A 15,881-nucleotide genomic window follows, 5' to 3' on the forward strand; every position below is an offset into this window, starting at 1 on the left:
TTTATATAGCTTGTCAGACTGCCAACAGTCGAGGTTAAAGTGACAAAGCCGCGCTTCGCCCCGCGCTGTAGCCGGTGGAGAAAGCTGCCGTAATGTTGTAGCCGCCGGTGTAGCCGTGAATATCTAGAATTTCGCCGCAAAAATAAAGCCCTGGCATCATCTTGGAGCCCATAGTGCCGGGATCGATCTCTTTCAAGCTGACTCCGCCTCCAGTGACGAAAGCCTCTTCCAGAGAGAGCGTGCCGTTCACGTCAACGGGAAAAGCTTTCAATATGGCGGCAAGCTCCACCCAGCTCATCTTCCCAATTTGGCTGCACGGGATGTCGGGGGCGATATCAACTTTCAATAATGCAATGGGAATGAGGCGCTCCGGCAGCAAGCTTTTGAGTCCGTTTCGGGCTGCCTTGCGAGCTTCCGTCTCGGCAAGCTGTACCAACTCCTCTAGCAGCTCCTCCTTGTTCGTCGCAGGGAAGAGGTCGATCGTAATCCGCACGGATGCTGCGCCCGACTTTTTCAATTCTTTTATAACGAATTGGCTGCAGCGGAGAGCGGCCGGTCCGGAAATGCCGAAATGGGTGAAGATCATATCCCCCTCATGGGAGATAATCCTTTTTCCCTTGGTATTCCAGACTGTCAGCTCGACGTCCCGAAGCGACAAACCCTGGAGCTCGCGGCTTTTGATGAAAGACTCGTTCGAAGTGAGCGGCACCTCTGTCGGGTATAGCTCCGTGATGGTATGACCGGCTTCCTCCGCCCATGGGTAGCCGTCGCCCGTTGAGCCGGTATGGGGCACCGAACGGCCGCCAGTGGCGATGACCACGGCTCGGCTTTTCAGCGTTTCGCCGCCTGCAAGGCATACTCCCGCAACAGAGCCATCTTCATAGAGTACGCGGGCAGCCGGAGCGTTCAGACGCATATCCACTCCTTGCCGGCGCACTTGGTTGACAAGGGCATCCACGACGCTCTTTGCCTTGTCCGTGACGGGGAACATCCGTCCCCGATCCTCTTCTTTCAGGGCAATCCCTAATCCTTCAAAGAAAGCAATGATATCCCGGTTACCGAACCGGGAGAAGGCGCTGTACAAAAAGCGGCCGTTGCCGGGGATGTGCCGGACGATGTCCTCGGTTTCCCCGGCGTTGGTCACATTGCATCTGCCTCCCCCGGAGATGCCCAGCTTACGTCCGGGCTTGTTCCCTTTATCAAGGAGCAGCGTCCGCGCCCCGTGCTCGCTTGCCGCGATAGCAGCCATAAGACCGGCGGGACCGCCGCCGATGACAATCACATCATAATCCATAATCTTTCTCCATTTTCTTGATGATGGCCTAACGTTTACTATTACCGAGTTTATCCTAATTTTCTTCAGAAAATAAGGGGGGAGCGGGATACAACTTACTACGTATAGGCATAATAAGGAAAACAAGAAAGGAGTGGAAGTGTGGGTAAAGGCAATAATAAGAAAGAAAAACAGAACAAAGTCAAAAAGCCAAAGAAAACCTATGGAGATGTAATTGATAAAAACCAGGAACAGCTGTAAAACGGAGCGGACAAAAAAAGCATCCCTTCCGAAGCCATTCGGTTGGGATGCGTTTTGTTAACGTTACAGAATGTTAAGCCGGTTTAAAATGCCAAGCGCTGCAAATATTCTTTATTGGTTGGCAGCTGCCTGTTCGTTCAGTACACCGCTTGCGGCTGCGGTTTTCGGCTTGAGCACGGATAATGCACCTGGCAGAACCCGCACAGTCAAAGGATCATCCATGATGGGCTCCCCGTCGGCTTGGGCGGCAAGCCGACGGTTCGGTATGATCTCGATGCTGCTGCCGGAAAACATGCGGACGGCCGGATGTGACAGATGCTTGCCTGAGAAAACGAGGGGAAATGCCCGTAGCAGTTCCCAACGCCCGATGCCGGTGACGGCGCAGATGGAGGCGTTCCCGTCGCTCGGCAATGCGCCCGGGCAAATCTTCATGCCCCCGCCGAAAAAGGGAGTATTGCAAATGGCAACGAGCCAGGTGCGGTCGAGCCGGGTTTCCCGGCCATCAACCCGCAGCGTCATTGAGCTGGGACGATATGTGAGCAGAAGGCGGACGACGGTGACTATATAGGCAATTCGTCCGAGATGGAACCGGTTCAGCCACGCCTTATAGCGGGACTTATTCGTCGCAAGACACACCTCGCCGTCAAACCCGCAGCCGATGGAATTGGCGGCGATGCGGCTTTTCAATTCCAGCAGGTCGATATCCTCTACGCCATCGCGGCCCGCGGCATGCAGCTGCAAACAGCTCAAGCTTNCCGGTATCCGCAGGTATGCCGTGTCCTCGAGCAAAGTCGTTGCCTGAGCCGGCCGGGATATGGCCGAATACGGTGGGATTCGTCAAAGACGTTTCCCACAGCCCCTGAATCACCTCGTTAACCGTTCCATCGCCGCTTACGGCAACGACGGCGGTAATCTTGGCATCCGTCGCCATTTCCTTTGCCATGCGCACGGCATCGCCCGGTCCGGCGGTAAAGCGGACGCGGAAGGGGATGTCTCGGTTACGCAGTTCCTCGTCGATAACTTTCCATATTTTCGCCCCGCGTCCGCTGCCGGAAACAGGGTTGACAATAAATCCGATCATGGCTTTCCTGCTTTCAAAATAAAAATGGTAGGGATTGAAAATGAAAGGGTTTTCTTAGATGATTTTCGCCAGAAAACGACATTCTCCTGCTGCGCCTTATGCGCGAACTATTTTGCAACTTGCTCCCTTTTAAGTGTATAATAAATCACAGTAATTTGCACAAAAGCTTTTTTGAGGGGAGTGTTCATTATGCTGATGTCTTATGATTCCTATATGCGCGATTATGTCCAGCCTATGCGTGATGATCTGACTCGTATCGGTGTGAAGGAACTGCGCACGCCGGAGGAAGTCGTGGAAAACCTGGGAAATACCGAAGGGACCGCACTTCTTGTGATCAACTCCGTCTGCGGCTGCGCTGCCGGACAGTGCCGTCCAGGCGTCGCGAAGGCGTTGGAAAACGACGTTAAACCAGACCGGTTGTATACCGTTTTTGCCGGACAGGATAAAGATGCTACGGCTAAAGCCCGTGAGGATTTTCTCTCAGAGTACCCACCGTCTTCCCCTTCCATTGCCCTCTACAAAGACGGAAAGCTGGTTCATTTCATACAGCGCTATCAGATTGAAGATCGTTCTGCTGAGATGATCGCCGGCGATTTGACAACGGCTTTCAATACCTACTGCACGAAGTAAATCATAAGTCTGATGGAAGGAAAAGCATTCCGCCCCGCTCAAACGGGTAGGGATGCTTTTTCACTTTTGGGGCTTGATATGATGAATTTTGGGAAGGATACGCTCGTGTAAGCTTCTTTGACAATTTTTTTGGTATAATAAGGGGTAAAGTTGCGAATTCGTGCAGGGAGGATGAGAGAGATGAGTTTACAGGAGGAAATCATCAAAACGCTGGGTGTCAAGCCGACCATCGATGTGAATGCTGAGATTCGCAAACGGGTTGACTTTCTTAAAGATTACGTGAAAAAGGCCGGGGTCAAAGGCCTGTTGATCGCCATCAGCGGCGGCATCGACAGCGCGGTTGCCGCAGGTTTGTGTAAGAAAGCGACGGACGAACTGACGGAGGAAACGGGAGAGGAATACATAACCCTCGGCGTTTTTCAGCCTTATGGCGAGCAGGCCGATATATCCGATAGCTATGCGGTTGCGGAAGCTTTCAACCTCACGCACAAAGTGGAGACGAACATTCAAAGCGCTGTGAACCAAATCGCGTCCATCGCAAGCGTTGCGTTAAGTTCCATCGACGGTAAAACGGAGCTGACCAAGGGCGGTCTGGGCAACATCAAGGCGCGCACCCGCATGGTGACTCAATATGCTCTGGCTTTTGAACTCAAACTGTTGGTTGTCGGAACCGACCATGGCTCCGAAGGGATCACCGGCTTCTTTACCAAATGGGGCGACGGCGCCGTCGATATCGAGCCGCTGAAGACGCTGAACAAACGCCAGATCCGCCAAGTGGCTCAAAAGCTCGGCGTTCCCCAGAGCATCTTGGCTAAAGCACCGACTGCCGGGTTATGGGAAGGCCAAACGGACGAGGGCGAGCTTGGGATCAGTTATGATGACAACAGCGATTATCTGGAGGGGAAGAAGATTGCCCCTGAGGTGCAGGAAAAGCTGGAAGGCATCTATAAACGGACGAGTCATAAGCGCGACGGAGTACCGGGAGTATAAGCCGCCGCATTCAATAATAGGGGGAGGGTTTATCTATGTGGGGTAATCTGACTTTTACAGAGCTAATGCGCAACCTGATTGAAACGGAGACGATAGTCACCATCGGGGCTAGCGGAAATGAACTTCATGGTGTGATTCTAGCTTATGATACGGAAGCACGGGTGTTGACTTATCAGGATACGGAGCCGGATGGAGCACGTCATTTCGTACCCCTTAGCTCTATCCGCAGTATCGGGTTGGAGGAATCATCGGAAGGAACCTTTGCCTACATCGATCTTTTCAAAAAATAAACGGAGCGTAAGCCACCTTGATTATTGGAATCGGAACGGATTTGACGGAGATTGACAGAGTGCGGAGCCTGCTTGCGCGCCCCAAAGTCGGGGAACGGTTTTTATGCCGGGTCTTGACGGTTAGCGAACGGCAGGCGGCGGAGGTCAAGAGCCAGCGGTTGGCGGAATTTGTAGCCGGACGCTTCGCCGCCAAGGAAGCGGTTGTCAAAGCCCTTGGCTGTGGAATCGGTCAGGCTGTCGGCTTTCAGGATATTGAGGTGCTGGCCGATCCGGCGGGCCGCCCGGTGTGCACCCTGTCTCCTGCGGCGCGCCGCAGGCTAAACCTGGAAGAAGCGGCGATTCTGCACGTCAGCATTACCCATAGCTCCTCGATGGCAAGCGCATTTGCCGTTGCAGAGGTGTGACTGAGAGGATTGCCAAAAACGGCGGCGGGAGGTTCGAACCGGCTTACCGGACGAGCCTGCCCGGCGCTGTTTGTGTATAATAAGATTATGTTAAACAAGCCTATTCGCTGGCAAAATTAGTGAAAGCGTTTTACCTGGTTTGCCGATTATGCCGGCTCTATCATAAAGCGTGGAGGATTTATGGAGAAGAACTACATTTTGGCTTTGGATCAAGGCACCACAAGCTGCCGGGCCATTCTGTTCGACCACAAGGGGCGGGTGGCGATTAAAGCGCAGCGGGAGTTCACGCAGTTTTTTCCGAAAAGCGGCTGGGTCGAGCATGACGCAGAAGAAATTTGGCGGGTGCAGCGGGAAGTGATGAAGGAGGCGGTTGCCGGTTTTGCTTCCGAGGAAATTGCCGCCATCGGCATCACCAATCAACGGGAAACCGCGGTGGTATGGGAGCGGGCGACTGGAAAGCCCATCGCTCCTGCCATCGTTTGGCAGTGTCGCCGCACGACGGATATTTGCACCCGGCTGCGCAAGGAAGGCTGGGAGGACAAGGTCCGGGAGAAAACGGGCCTGGTGATTGACCCTTATTTTTCTGCCACCAAATTGATGTGGCTTCTGGATGCGATTCCCGGGTTGCGGGGGCGAGCCGAGACGGGGGAAGTTCTCTTCGGGACGATGGACACTTGGCTGATCTGGAACTTGACCGGCGGACGGGTGCATGCCACTGACGTAAGCAATGCCTCACGGACGATGCTGTTCAATATTCGGGAAATGGCTTGGGACGAAGAGCTTTGCCGAGAATGGGGCATTCCGCAAGCTATGCTGCCAGACGTGCGTCCGTCGGGGGCTTTTTTCGGGGAGACGACGGAGCTTGGCGGCGATCCGATTCCGGTAGCCGGCGCCGCCGGGGATCAGCAGGCAGCTTTATTCGGCCACGCTTGCCTCGACAAGAGCCATGTCAAGAACACATATGGCACAGGCTGCTTCATGCTGATGAATACCGGGAATGAACAGGTGTCCTCCCGGAACGGTTTGTTGACGACTATCGCTTGGCAGCTGCAGGGGGAAAAGCCGCAGTATGCCCTTGAGGGCAGCGTATTCACAGCAGGAGCCGTCATTCAGTGGCTTCGGGACGGCCTCGGCCTGATCAGCCGGGCTGAGGAAACGGAAGCGGCAGCCATGTCGGCGGCGGATACCGGCGGCGTCTATTTTGTTCCGGCGTTTAACGGCCTTGGAACTCCTTATTGGAATCCTGAAGCGAGAGGAATGATCTCCGGGCTGACTCGAGGCACTCGGCGGGAACACATCATCCGCGCCGCTTTAGAGGCTGTTGCCTACCAGACGGCGGATGTCATCCGCGTGATGGAGGCGGAATCCGGCACTCGCGTCAGCGAATTGCGGGTGGACGGCGGGATGGTGCGCAATCGGTTTCTGATGCAGTTCCAGGCGGACCTGTTGAATGTAGCGGTTACCGTGCCCGAAGAGTCGGAAACCACATCTCTCGGAGCGGCCTATCTTGCGGGGTTGACCGTTGGCTTCTGGCAAAGCGAAGATGAGATCTGCCGCTTGCGCAAAGAAGCGGGCCGATTTGTGCCGGACATGGAGGACACGAGGCGCGAGGCTCTGTATCAAGGCTGGAAACGGGCGATCGGGTACCAAACGGATTGAACGGATAGGATAGAACAAAGCCCCGCCGATGTTAACGACGGGGCTTTGTTATCTATATCATTAGGGGGGCTGTTTATAACTTACCCCTTTTAGCTTAATTGAACCTGAAAAAAAGATTTCAATTTGATTACAAGATGAAATATTTCATTGGATCGGTTTAGCGCGGCAGCTCCCCCTTGAGCAGATGGCCGCAAATTAACAGGCTGAAGCCGCCCAACATACCGATGGCGAAGGGAGCGAAGCCGGAGTAAAAAAGTCCGATTACGGCGGTGAGCAGCAGCATCCAGATGGCCAGCGCCAAATAACGCCGGTGGAGCCCGATCCCAAGAAGCAAATAGACGATGGAGAGAAAGAGACCTTGATAGATATCCGCTTCGAATAATGAAGCCCGGTTGCTCAGGTACGAGATTACGGGCGGCAGCAGCAGAAGAATGCTAACCGCTGCAACGATGATGGCGGGAATCCGGCTCGATCCGGCAGATGGGGAGCGCCCCATTTTTTCGTCAGCGCCGTGATGATCGACGCCGTTCTTTTGGCGGCGGCGGAATGCAAGGAGGATGGCTGCGCTTAGTACGAGAGCGACCCAAAAAGATGCCGGCAGAAGCCAGGCAGGCATGCCGTATCCCTCTCTTTGTTTAAATATCGCAGACAGCATCCACTGAATTCCCCAGACCGGAGTTAGAAAGATGTAGGGCCGCGCAGTTTCCTTATGGCTTGCAAAGGCCATTTGCAAGGATTGACGGGTTGATGATAAAGACAAGGGGATGCCCTCCCTGAATCGGATTTTGGTCATAGCCCGCTGGCAAAACCGAGGCGCAGCCGGGCTGGAAACAATTCCCGACATTTCCTCTCGGGATAAACTTCCGTATAATGAAACCGGAGAAAAGCGATCTTCTTTTCATTATAGCAGAACAGAGGGAGAATAGATGAACGCAAAATCGGACTACACAGTCGATAAAGAAGCCACAGATTACTATGCCGATAGGCTATTGGAATGGTATAGACGCAATAAAAGAGATCTGCCTTGGAGGCGCAGCAAGGACCCTTACCGCATTTGGGTGTCGGAAATCATGCTGCAACAGACCCGGGTGGATACGGTCATCCCTTATTACCATCGTTTTATGGAAAAATTCCCGACAGTCGACGCCTTGGCGGATGCGCCGGAAGACGACGTGCTGAAGGCTTGGGAAGGGCTCGGCTATTATTCCCGGGCGCGAAATTTGCAATCAGCCGTCAGAGAGGTCAAAGAGGAATACGGGGGTGTCGTCCCGGACGATCCCGAGCAGGTATCCTCTTTGAAAGGAGTCGGTCCTTACACGGCGGGGGCGATCATGAGCATCGCCTACAATTTGCCGGAACCGGCGGTGGATGGAAACGTCATGCGAGTGCTTTCGCGGTTTTTCTTGCTCGTGGACGATATCGCCAAGCCTTCCACCCGGGTGAAAATCGAAAAGTTGGCCCGCTTCTTGATCCCGGATGGAGCTGCCGGGGATTTCAACCAGGGCCTGATGGAGCTCGGGGCGACGGTGTGTACGCCGAAGTCGCCCCACTGCTTGACCTGCCCGGTGATGGAGCGCTGCGGTGCTCGCCTCGAAGGGCGGGTGGAGGAGCTGCCGGTGAAAGCTAAAGCGAAGCCGCCTCGGCTGGAAACCCGCGCCGCCGCCATTGTGGCGGATGAGGCGGGGCGGCTGCTCATCCGCCAGCGCCCGGCCAAGGGCTTACTGGCGGGCATGTGGGAGCTGCCGCACGTGCAGCTCCCGGACGCGCCAGCGCCGGCGGTGGATGCCGCAGCGGCTCGCGGCGAGGCGGCTGGCGCCTTGGCCGCAGGGCTCGCGGCAGCGGATGGCATCGGCATCTTTCCAGAAGCGTGGCTGACGGATGCGGAGCATATCTTCAGCCACATTCGCTGGGAGATGCAGGTGTTCCGCTGCCGCCTCGCTGCCGGAGCGGCGCTGCCGCCTCATTACCGCTGGATGGCGCCGGAGGAGCGGGAGCGCTACGCCTTCCCGAATCTGTTTGTGCGCATCATCGACGAATTCGCTTCAAGTGTATAAAGCTTCCGCGCATGACTGGATTATTTTTCATAGGATATGCAAATTTGGATAACCTATAGGGGCCGGCCATGGATATGGCCATAGACTCGCATGAGAGGAATGAAGACCCCTATGAAAAGATCTGGGAACAAGTTTTGGATTGCAACTAGCCTTGCCCTATTTGTGGCATCCCTTGCGGTGGCTTCCGCAGTTTGTGCAGAGTCGAAGGCGGCGGTTAACGGTGACAGCGGGACCGTGTGGAGTGCCCCTGGCGGCGAAGGATTAAGTCCGCATTCCGCGCATGGAGACCATGATGCGGGACGGATGCACGGAGGCGGGCTCTTCCATGACGCCGCCGAAATCCTGGGTATGCGGACGGATGAGCTGCGGGCTGAGCTAGAGCAGGGCAAGAGTTTGGCGGACGTGGCGAAAACGAAAGGAATAAGCGAGAAGGACCTCGTTGCCAAGTTGACGGATAAAGCCAATTCCCGCATCGATCAAGGGGTTAAGTCCGGCCATATCTCCCAGGAAAAAGCGGCGGAGATCAAGAAACAACTGAGCGGAAAGCTGCAGGCTGCCGTCGGGCAAAAAGGGCTGCAGAATTTCGGAAAACATCATGAGTGGATGGCCAAGCGCTGGAGCCGCGTCGCAACCATCATCGGAATCTCCGAGGAGGAGCTGGCGCACCAACTCAAAGCAGGGAAATCCGTTGCTGAAATCGCCCAAGCCCACGGGGTAAGCCGAGACAAGCTCATTGAGAAGCTGAAAGATGGCATGACTTCCGATTTGGAAAAGTTTGTCGACCATAAACGGACGGACAAGCAGCCCGAAAAGGGACGAAGCTAAAAAACGCACACCAAAAAAGCTTGCTGCCGATCGGAGTGGATCGGGGCAAGCTTTTTTTACATCAGGATTTATAAGTTTGCCACTGAAGCCGTTTATCCTTGCTTTTGGATTATTTCGCTGCTTCGTATCGTTTGCCAACTTCATCCCAGTTTACAACGTTCCAGAAGGCGGCGATGTAATCGGGGCGTTTGTTTTGGTATTTCAGGTAATAGGCGTGTTCCCAAACGTCCAGGCCGAGGATCGGCGTAGCGCCTTCCATCAGTGGGCTGTCCTGGTTGGGCGTGCTGGTAACGGAGAGCTTGCCGTCTTTTACGGAGAGCCATGCCCAGCCGCTGCCAAAGCGGGTCGTTGCGGCCTTGGCGAAGTCTTCTTTGAACTTGGCGAAGCCGCCCAGTTCACTGTCGATGGCAGATGCCAAAGCTCCTTTAGGCTCGCCACCACCATTCGGGCCGATGACTTCCCAGAACAGGCTGTGATTGGCGTGGCCGCCGCCGTTGTTGCGGACTGCGGTACGGATACCTTCCGGCACGCTGTTCAAGTCGGCGATGAGCGATTCAACGCTTTTGTTTTGCAGCTCCGGTGCGCTCTCCAAAGCGGCATTCAGGTTGTTCACATAGGTGGCGTGATGACGGTCATGGTGAATCTCCATGGTCAGCGCGTCGATGTGCGGTTCCAAAGCATCCTTCGAATAAGGTAGGGCAGGAAGTGTGTGCGCCATTTTGAAATCCCTCCTGAATTGGTTTAATAGGCTGATCATCTTGCGAGCACCCATGGAATATTATAATAAATGAAACAGGCTGATGCAAAAACGGCACCTGAGCCTGATATTCATCCAGCAGAGTCCCGGTCAAGTTTTACCATGTGCGAGCGGCACGGCTTTCCCGTTCTCCAGTTGGTCCGTCCAACGGCGGATCAGGCCGTTCATAGACCGGCTCGCCTTTGAAGGAATCGGATGCTTCTCCGCCAAGGTGAACAGCCTCGCCGCGGGCAGATTTTCCCGCAGCACTCTGGCGTATCGGTGATAGGGCCGATCCTTGCTGCCATACAACAGCATGACGGGATGCTTGATTTCTCCGAGACGGTCTGAACAGGTGAAGGATAAACTGCAGCGAAAATAGTCACGCCAATTGCGCGGGTATCCCCGGACGGCTTCTTTATAAAGCCGGCTGAAATAGTGCCGGCTTGGAGAATTGCGGAGGGCGAAGGGAGCAGCGAGCAGGCGGCCGGCGCCGGCAAAAGATAGGGCAGTGGCGAGTCGAAGACGGAACCGGTTGTACCAGTCTGTCATTTCCGGCATGGAACTGATCAGAACGGCTCCGCGGAACCGGTCCGGATAAGACAGCATGGCGTGAAGCGCGACGGAGCCGCCGGTGGAATAGCCGCACAGATAGGCGCTGTCCAGCTCCAAGTAGTCCATCAGCCGCAGAATATCCTCCGCTAGGAGCGAATAGGTGAGGGCTTGGGAAGAATAACCGCTATGACCATGGCCCCGGATATCGTAGGTAATGACCTGATAGTCGGTTGACAAATCGGCTGTTTGCGCGGCAAAGATCGCTTTCGTTAAAAGCGGCGGATGGATAAAAAGCAAGGGAATTCCGTCACCGCTGATGTGATAATGCATCGGGCAGCCGTTGATTTCGTGGATGGGCATGAACCGGCCCCTTTCATGAACGACTTCATTAGGGTAGAACTTTTTTCCCTATCCGATTCAGTATTTCCTGGGACCAAGAATCCATTCGCACAAGAAAACGCTTGCAATTAAGCGCTTTCAAGAGATTTCCTGATATTGTTACTTATTTCTTCATGAATTTGCGTAAAAATTGAGGAAATTTAGGTTAAGATATCGTAAAATAAAAAGACCGCCCAAAATATAGAGAGTACAAGCACTAAGGAGAGAGAGACCTTCTATGACAATTCGTTCGTTTAGGTTGTCGGATCATGTAACAGTCAATCATCTGTTAGAAGAAGTTCTGCCGCAAAAGTGTTACACCGAGACAAAAACGGCTCTCGCCAGACAGCTGTCCTGGGACAGCGAGTTGGTGCTTGTAGCTGAAGAACAAGACGAAATCGTCGGCTTGATCATCGGCACTATCGATAACGACAGCGGGTTTTACTACCGCCTGGCAGTCGATCCCGACTATCAGCGCAAAGGAATCGGTAAAAGCCTTATCCACTCCTTGGAGCACAAATTCAAACAGCGGGACGTCACCAAGATTATGGTCGCGGTAGACGAGCATAACCAGTCGCTTCTGCCTTTTTTTGACGCAGTGGGCGTGGTGGAACGCTGGCTTTCCGCAGGCCGTAGGGCTCTAAGTATTGTAGGATAAAGAGCGTATTATTAAAAAGCATGCCGGGTCGATGGCGAACCGGTGTGCTTTTCTTGTATACTTGGAGGAAAGAGAGAGCAAAGGGGCCATTTTTATGGATCATCCCGATAATTTTATAATCAAAAGCTTCAAGCACAACGGCCGGCTCCACCGGATTTGGATGGAAAACCGCCGCGTGCCCCGAAGCGTACTGGCTCCCGCACATGCCGAAATGGATCTGATTGTGACGGTTAACAGCCGTACCAAGATTGTGGAAGCGGACGGCAGCGTCTGGTTCAGTCGGAGTCCCGGCGTGTCCTTCTTTTTGCCGGGCGAGTGGTACAATATCGTCGCGCTTGTGGAGCCTGCGGGCATTCGCTATTACTGCAATGCGGCTTCTCCGCCCTATGTGTACGGCAATGTTTTGACTTATATCGATTATGATCTGGATATGATCTTAACTCCCGGCGGAGACAAGCATCTGGTGGATCAGGAGGAATACGAGCGCCACAAGACAAGCTTTCACTATTCGCCTGCGGTGGAAAAGAAGGTGCAGGACGGACTGCAGAAGCTTACCGATCGAATCGACAAGCGGCTCGCTCCGTTTGAGGAAGAATGGGTAATGAATTATTATCACTGGTGGAAAAAAGAGTGGGGGGACAGCAAATGAAGGACGTTACCCTCTATACCGACGGCGCGTGCTCCGGCAACCCGGGACCCGGGGGATGGGGCGCGATTTTGTTTTACGGTGATCACCGTTTGGAAATGTCCGGCGGCGAACCGCATACGACCAATAACCGGATGGAAATATTGGCAGTGTCGGAAGGGTTGAAACGGCTGAAAGAGCCGTGCCAGGTGAAGGTTTACAGCGATTCCGCCTACGTAGTCAACTGCTTTCAGCAGGGTTGGTACCGGGGCTGGCAAAAGAACGGTTGGGTGAACAGCAAAAAGCAACCGGTGGAGAACAAAGACCTGTGGGTCGGTTTGCTGGAGCAGATGAAGCGTCATCAGGTGGAGTATATAAAAGTCAAAGGGCATAGTGACAACGAGTTCAACAACCGCTGCGATGAATTGGCCCGTGGCGCGATCAAGCAATTGCAAAAGATGACGTAACCGGATCGGCATAAACATCGAGAGTAAGGAGGCGAAGGTATAATGCCGATAAAAGAAGAAACGGGTGCAGGGAACGGGCAGGTTCAAGCGGAAACGGCGCCACCGGATTACTGGTTGGCTCTGAAAAAAGAAATGATCTCCGCAGCTCCCGGGCTCGGCATCGACAAAATCGGCTTCGCCTCCGCTGATCCGTTTTTTGAGCTGAAAGAAACGTTAGTCCGCCGTCGCGCCAAAGATTTGGATTCCGGCTTCGAGGAGCCGGATGCGGACAAGCGCATTGATCCGGCGCGGAGTCTCGAGGGCGCGCGGTCGATCATCGCCATCGCCGTGGCGTATCCGGCGAAGCTGCCGGACCCGCCCCGGGCCGCTCCCGGCGCTACCCGCGGCATCCTCGCCCGCTCCGCCTGGGGCGAGGATTACCACACGGCGCTGCGCCGGCGCCTCGCGGCACTGTCCGCGTTCATCCTGGAACGGGTCCCGGATGCCCGCCTGGAGAGCATGGTCGACACGGGAGCCCTCGTCGACCGAGCCGTTGCCGTCCGTGCCGGCATCGGCTTCAGCGGCAAAAACTGCTCCGTCATCACGCCGGAGTTTGGGTCCTGGGTGTATTTGGGGGAGTTGCTCACCAATCTCCCGTTTCCCCCGGACACTCCCGTGACGGAGGATTGCGGCGACTGCACCTTGTGTCTGGATTCGTGTCCTACCGGGGCATTCATCGGCCCCGGCGAGCTTGATGCCAAGCGCTGTATCTCCTATCTTACTCAAACCAAAGATCCCATTCCCGACGAACTGAAAGAGAAGATGGGAAACCGCATCTACGGCTGCGATACGTGCCAGGTGGTATGCCCAAAGAACAAGGGCTACAACTGGACCCATCATCCCGAACTGCAGCCGGAGCCGGAAACGGCAAAGCCGCTCTTAAGCGAGCTTCTAACTGTCGGCAACCGGGAATTCAAAGAAAAATTCGGTTCCACCTCCGCTGCCTGGAGAGGCAAAAAACCGTTGCAGCGCAACGCGATCATCGCCCTCGGCAGGCTGAAGGACAAGTCCGCGGTGCCGCTTCTTACGGAACTGTTGCGGGGCGACCCGCGCCCGGACATTCGGGAGACTGCGGTATGGGCGCTTAACCGCATTGGCGGAGAAGAAGCGCAAGCCGCTTTGGAGGAAGCCGCCGTTCGCGAGAAAGATGCGGCCGTTCTTGCGGAGATCAGCAAGGCTAGAAGGAGTTGACCCCCATGTCTGTCTTGTACTATGAAGAAATGCAGGCCCCTCATGGCACATTGACTTTGTACGCAACGGATAAAGGCTTGTGTCGGATCGGGTTTAGCTGTTTTGCCGATGCTTGGCCGGGGCTATCCAGTTGGGCGCTGCGCATAACCGGCGCCAAAGCGGAGCCGCAGCACGACCCGGCTCGGCTCGAGTCATACGCCGCGCAGCTTGCGGAATATTTTGCAGGAAGCAGAAAGGTGTTTGATCTACCGCTGGATTTACATGGAACGCCTTTTCAAATCAAAGTTTGGCAGGAGCTTGAACGGATCCCCTACGGCGAAACCCGCTCCTACAAGCAGATCGCGGAGTCCATCGGTGCACCCAAGGCAGTGCGGGCTGTCGGCGGCGCCAACAACCGCAATCCGCTTCCGTTCATTTTACCGTGCCATCGAGTGGTGGGAGCAAGCGGAGCGCTGGTCGGGTACGCAGGCGGCCTCCCTCTTAAAGAGCGGTTATTGCAGTTGGAAACAGACATCTTGAGGGGGTAAAATCGTGAAATTCGTTGGGATCGAATCCGTCGAGCCTGGACAATATCTGGGCAAAACTGTTTTTGCCGGTAATGGCACCGTACTGTTGGCTGAAGGCGTACAGCTAACCGTGTTCATGATCAATACGCTGCGGCGCATCGGAGTCACGATGCTCTACATTAAAGACCCATTGTTTGAAGATGTGGTGATCGAGGAGACGGTATCGGAAGAAAACAAGCGGGTGGTTTTAGTCTTAATGAACGAAACGATGGAAGCGATCCGCTCCGGCAAGGATTTCGGATCCAAGGCCGTCAGCGTTAGCGTGGATCGTCTGTTGGAGGATATTTCGTCCAATAAGGAAGTTCTGCTACAGCTCTCGGACATCCGTTCCAAGGATAATGAAATGTTTGTACATGCCCTGAACGTTGCGACAATGTCCGCCCTTGTGGGCATCAATATGGGCTATAATCAGGCTCAATTAAAGGAATTGACCATTGGCGCACTGCTGCATGATATCGGCAAGGCGGAGCGGATTACCGAAGATTCCATGACTGACCCTAAGCTGCATCACGCTTGGCGCGGCTTTGAATTGTTGAAGACAAAGCGGGAGTTCAGCCTGCTTATCGCCCATATCGCTTTTCAGCATCATGAAACACCGGATGGACTCGGAGTACCGCGCCAACTGGCAGACGAACAGATTCATGAATATGCCAAAATCGTCGCCGTCGCCAACACCTTCGACAACCTGCTTTTCGGCGAGGATGGTAAACGGGTTCTTCCCCACAATGCAACGGAGCGGATGATGGCTTTGGCTGGTACGAAGCTGGATAGGGAAGTGCTGATTCAATTTTTAAGGATTGTTTCCATCTACCCTACAGGCACTTCGGTTCGCTTGTCGACGAAGGAATCCGGCGTCATCGTCGGCCAACATCGTGGGCTGCCTGGACGCCCGATCGTGCGGGTCGTGAAGAAAGCCCATAGCGAAGATGAGGAATTCGAAGTTAAAGAGGTCGATCTGGCCAAGCAACCGACGGTATTTATTGAGGCTGTTTTGTCATAAAGGCTTACTGATCAATAGCTATCATTCAAAAATTCATATGCCGTTCTTCCTGTTAGCAGGGAGGACGGCATTTCTTATGACTCTTGACGGATTTTGTAAGTCAGAGCAAAATAAAATGAATCCATTTTTACCAATAAACGTAAAAAAGTAAAAACGCAGCGGATGCCGTGCCTGTCACCAGTTGTTTCTGCTTTGCGCC

Annotated in this window: 19 protein-coding genes; 13 read left to right on the top strand and 6 right to left on the bottom strand. The window is 54.4% G+C overall.

The features are described 5' to 3' along the window. Positions 1-34: 34 nt before the first annotated feature. The 3 genes from TJ79_RS07095 to TJ79_RS25775 all read right to left on the bottom strand — a co-directional run bounded on the left by TJ79_RS07095 (position 35) and on the right by TJ79_RS25775 (position 2,615). Positions 35-1,294 carry a BaiN/RdsA family NAD(P)/FAD-dependent oxidoreductase gene (locus TJ79_RS07095; RefSeq protein WP_040949590.1) on the bottom strand — a complete coding sequence of 420 codons (1,260 nt, stop codon included), beginning with the start codon at positions 1,292-1,294 and terminating at the stop codon, positions 35-37. Between the two features lie 351 nt (positions 1,295-1,645). Then, positions 1,646-2,275 (bottom strand): diacylglycerol/lipid kinase family protein, encoded by a 630-nt coding sequence (locus TJ79_RS25770; protein WP_238322859.1) that lies wholly within the window; start codon positions 2,273-2,275, stop codon positions 1,646-1,648. After that, the gene (locus TJ79_RS25775) at positions 2,178-2,615 is read right to left on the bottom strand and encodes a diacylglycerol/lipid kinase family protein (protein WP_052339360.1); all 438 of its coding nucleotides are present in this window, start codon (positions 2,613-2,615) and stop codon (positions 2,178-2,180) included. Before TJ79_RS25775 ends, TJ79_RS25770 begins: the two co-directional genes overlap by 98 nt. Positions 2,616-2,804: 189 nt before the next feature. Between TJ79_RS25775 and TJ79_RS07105 the strand changes: the two genes are divergently transcribed. The 5 genes from TJ79_RS07105 to glpK all read left to right on the top strand — a co-directional run bounded on the left by TJ79_RS07105 (position 2,805) and on the right by glpK (position 6,588). Then, on the top strand, positions 2,805-3,245 hold the full coding sequence (locus tag TJ79_RS07105) for a BrxA/BrxB family bacilliredoxin (protein ID WP_040949591.1): 441 nt from the start codon (positions 2,805-2,807) through the stop codon (positions 3,243-3,245). A gap of 180 nt (positions 3,246-3,425) precedes the next feature. Beyond that, positions 3,426-4,235 carry an ammonia-dependent NAD(+) synthetase gene (gene nadE, locus TJ79_RS07110; protein WP_040949592.1) on the top strand — a complete coding sequence of 270 codons (810 nt, stop codon included), beginning with the start codon at positions 3,426-3,428 and terminating at the stop codon, positions 4,233-4,235. 35 nt (positions 4,236-4,270) lie between these two features. Continuing rightward, positions 4,271-4,525: a hypothetical protein gene (locus tag TJ79_RS07115; RefSeq protein ID WP_040949593.1), complete on the top strand. Its 255-nt coding sequence runs from the start codon at positions 4,271-4,273 to the stop codon at positions 4,523-4,525. 17 nt (positions 4,526-4,542) lie between these two features. After that, positions 4,543-4,929: a holo-ACP synthase gene (acpS, locus tag TJ79_RS07120; RefSeq protein ID WP_040949594.1), complete on the top strand. Its 387-nt coding sequence runs from the start codon at positions 4,543-4,545 to the stop codon at positions 4,927-4,929. 180 nt (positions 4,930-5,109) lie between these two features. Beyond that, positions 5,110-6,588, top strand: a complete 1,479-nt coding sequence (gene glpK, locus TJ79_RS07125) for a glycerol kinase GlpK (RefSeq protein ID WP_040949595.1) — start codon at positions 5,110-5,112, stop codon at positions 6,586-6,588. Between the two features lie 157 nt (positions 6,589-6,745). Here glpK and TJ79_RS07130 read toward each other — a convergent pair whose 3' ends face one another. Then, positions 6,746-7,204, bottom strand: a complete 459-nt coding sequence (locus TJ79_RS07130; protein WP_155987800.1) for a hypothetical protein — start codon at positions 7,202-7,204, stop codon at positions 6,746-6,748. 310 nt (positions 7,205-7,514) lie between these two features. Here TJ79_RS07130 and mutY point away from each other — a divergent pair, with 310 nt between their 5' ends. Both mutY and TJ79_RS07140 read left to right on the top strand, forming a co-directional pair. After that, the gene (gene mutY / locus TJ79_RS07135) at positions 7,515-8,642 is read left to right on the top strand and encodes an A/G-specific adenine glycosylase (RefSeq protein WP_040949597.1); all 1,128 of its coding nucleotides are present in this window, start codon (positions 7,515-7,517) and stop codon (positions 8,640-8,642) included. Between the two features lie 111 nt (positions 8,643-8,753). Beyond that, positions 8,754-9,467 (top strand): hypothetical protein, encoded by a 714-nt coding sequence (locus tag TJ79_RS07140; RefSeq protein ID WP_052339361.1) that lies wholly within the window; start codon positions 8,754-8,756, stop codon positions 9,465-9,467. 109 nt (positions 9,468-9,576) lie between these two features. Here TJ79_RS07140 and TJ79_RS07145 read toward each other — a convergent pair whose 3' ends face one another. Together TJ79_RS07145 and TJ79_RS07150 are read right to left on the bottom strand one after the other, a co-directional pair. Then, positions 9,577-10,185, bottom strand: a complete 609-nt coding sequence (locus tag TJ79_RS07145) for a superoxide dismutase (protein ID WP_040949598.1) — start codon at positions 10,183-10,185, stop codon at positions 9,577-9,579. Positions 10,186-10,314: 129 nt separating this feature from the next. After that, complete coding sequence (locus TJ79_RS07150; RefSeq protein ID WP_040949599.1) at positions 10,315-11,118, bottom strand: alpha/beta fold hydrolase; 804 nt, start codon at positions 11,116-11,118, stop codon at positions 10,315-10,317. A gap of 256 nt (positions 11,119-11,374) precedes the next feature. On the opposite strand from TJ79_RS07150, the gene TJ79_RS07155 reads away from it, so the two are divergent. The 6 genes from TJ79_RS07155 (at position 11,375) to TJ79_RS07180 (ending at position 15,682) form a co-directional block, all read left to right on the top strand. After that, complete coding sequence (locus tag TJ79_RS07155; RefSeq protein WP_040949600.1) at positions 11,375-11,794, top strand: GNAT family N-acetyltransferase; 420 nt, start codon at positions 11,375-11,377, stop codon at positions 11,792-11,794. A 94-nt stretch (positions 11,795-11,888) separates the two neighbouring features. After that, the gene (locus tag TJ79_RS07160; protein WP_040949642.1) at positions 11,889-12,443 is read left to right on the top strand and encodes a DUF402 domain-containing protein; all 555 of its coding nucleotides are present in this window, start codon (positions 11,889-11,891) and stop codon (positions 12,441-12,443) included. Next, complete coding sequence (gene rnhA, locus TJ79_RS07165) at positions 12,440-12,886, top strand: ribonuclease HI (protein WP_040949601.1); 447 nt, start codon at positions 12,440-12,442, stop codon at positions 12,884-12,886. The genes TJ79_RS07160 and rnhA overlap by 4 nt, the downstream gene beginning before the upstream one ends. A gap of 42 nt (positions 12,887-12,928) precedes the next feature. Next, positions 12,929-14,116 (top strand): tRNA epoxyqueuosine(34) reductase QueG, encoded by a 1,188-nt coding sequence (queG, locus tag TJ79_RS07170; RefSeq protein ID WP_081756762.1) that lies wholly within the window; start codon positions 12,929-12,931, stop codon positions 14,114-14,116. A gap of 5 nt (positions 14,117-14,121) precedes the next feature. Continuing rightward, positions 14,122-14,643 carry a methylated-DNA--[protein]-cysteine S-methyltransferase gene (locus tag TJ79_RS07175; RefSeq protein ID WP_040949602.1) on the top strand — a complete coding sequence of 174 codons (522 nt, stop codon included), beginning with the start codon at positions 14,122-14,124 and terminating at the stop codon, positions 14,641-14,643. A 4-nt stretch (positions 14,644-14,647) separates the two neighbouring features. Beyond that, positions 14,648-15,682 (top strand): HD-GYP domain-containing protein, encoded by a 1,035-nt coding sequence (locus TJ79_RS07180; RefSeq protein WP_040949603.1) that lies wholly within the window; start codon positions 14,648-14,650, stop codon positions 15,680-15,682. Positions 15,683-15,881: the final 199 nt, after the last annotated feature.

It is taken from the genome of Gorillibacterium massiliense (genome assembly GCF_000455485.1).
In the GTDB taxonomy this organism is placed as follows: domain Bacteria; phylum Bacillota; class Bacilli; order Paenibacillales; family NBRC-103111; genus Gorillibacterium; species Gorillibacterium massiliense.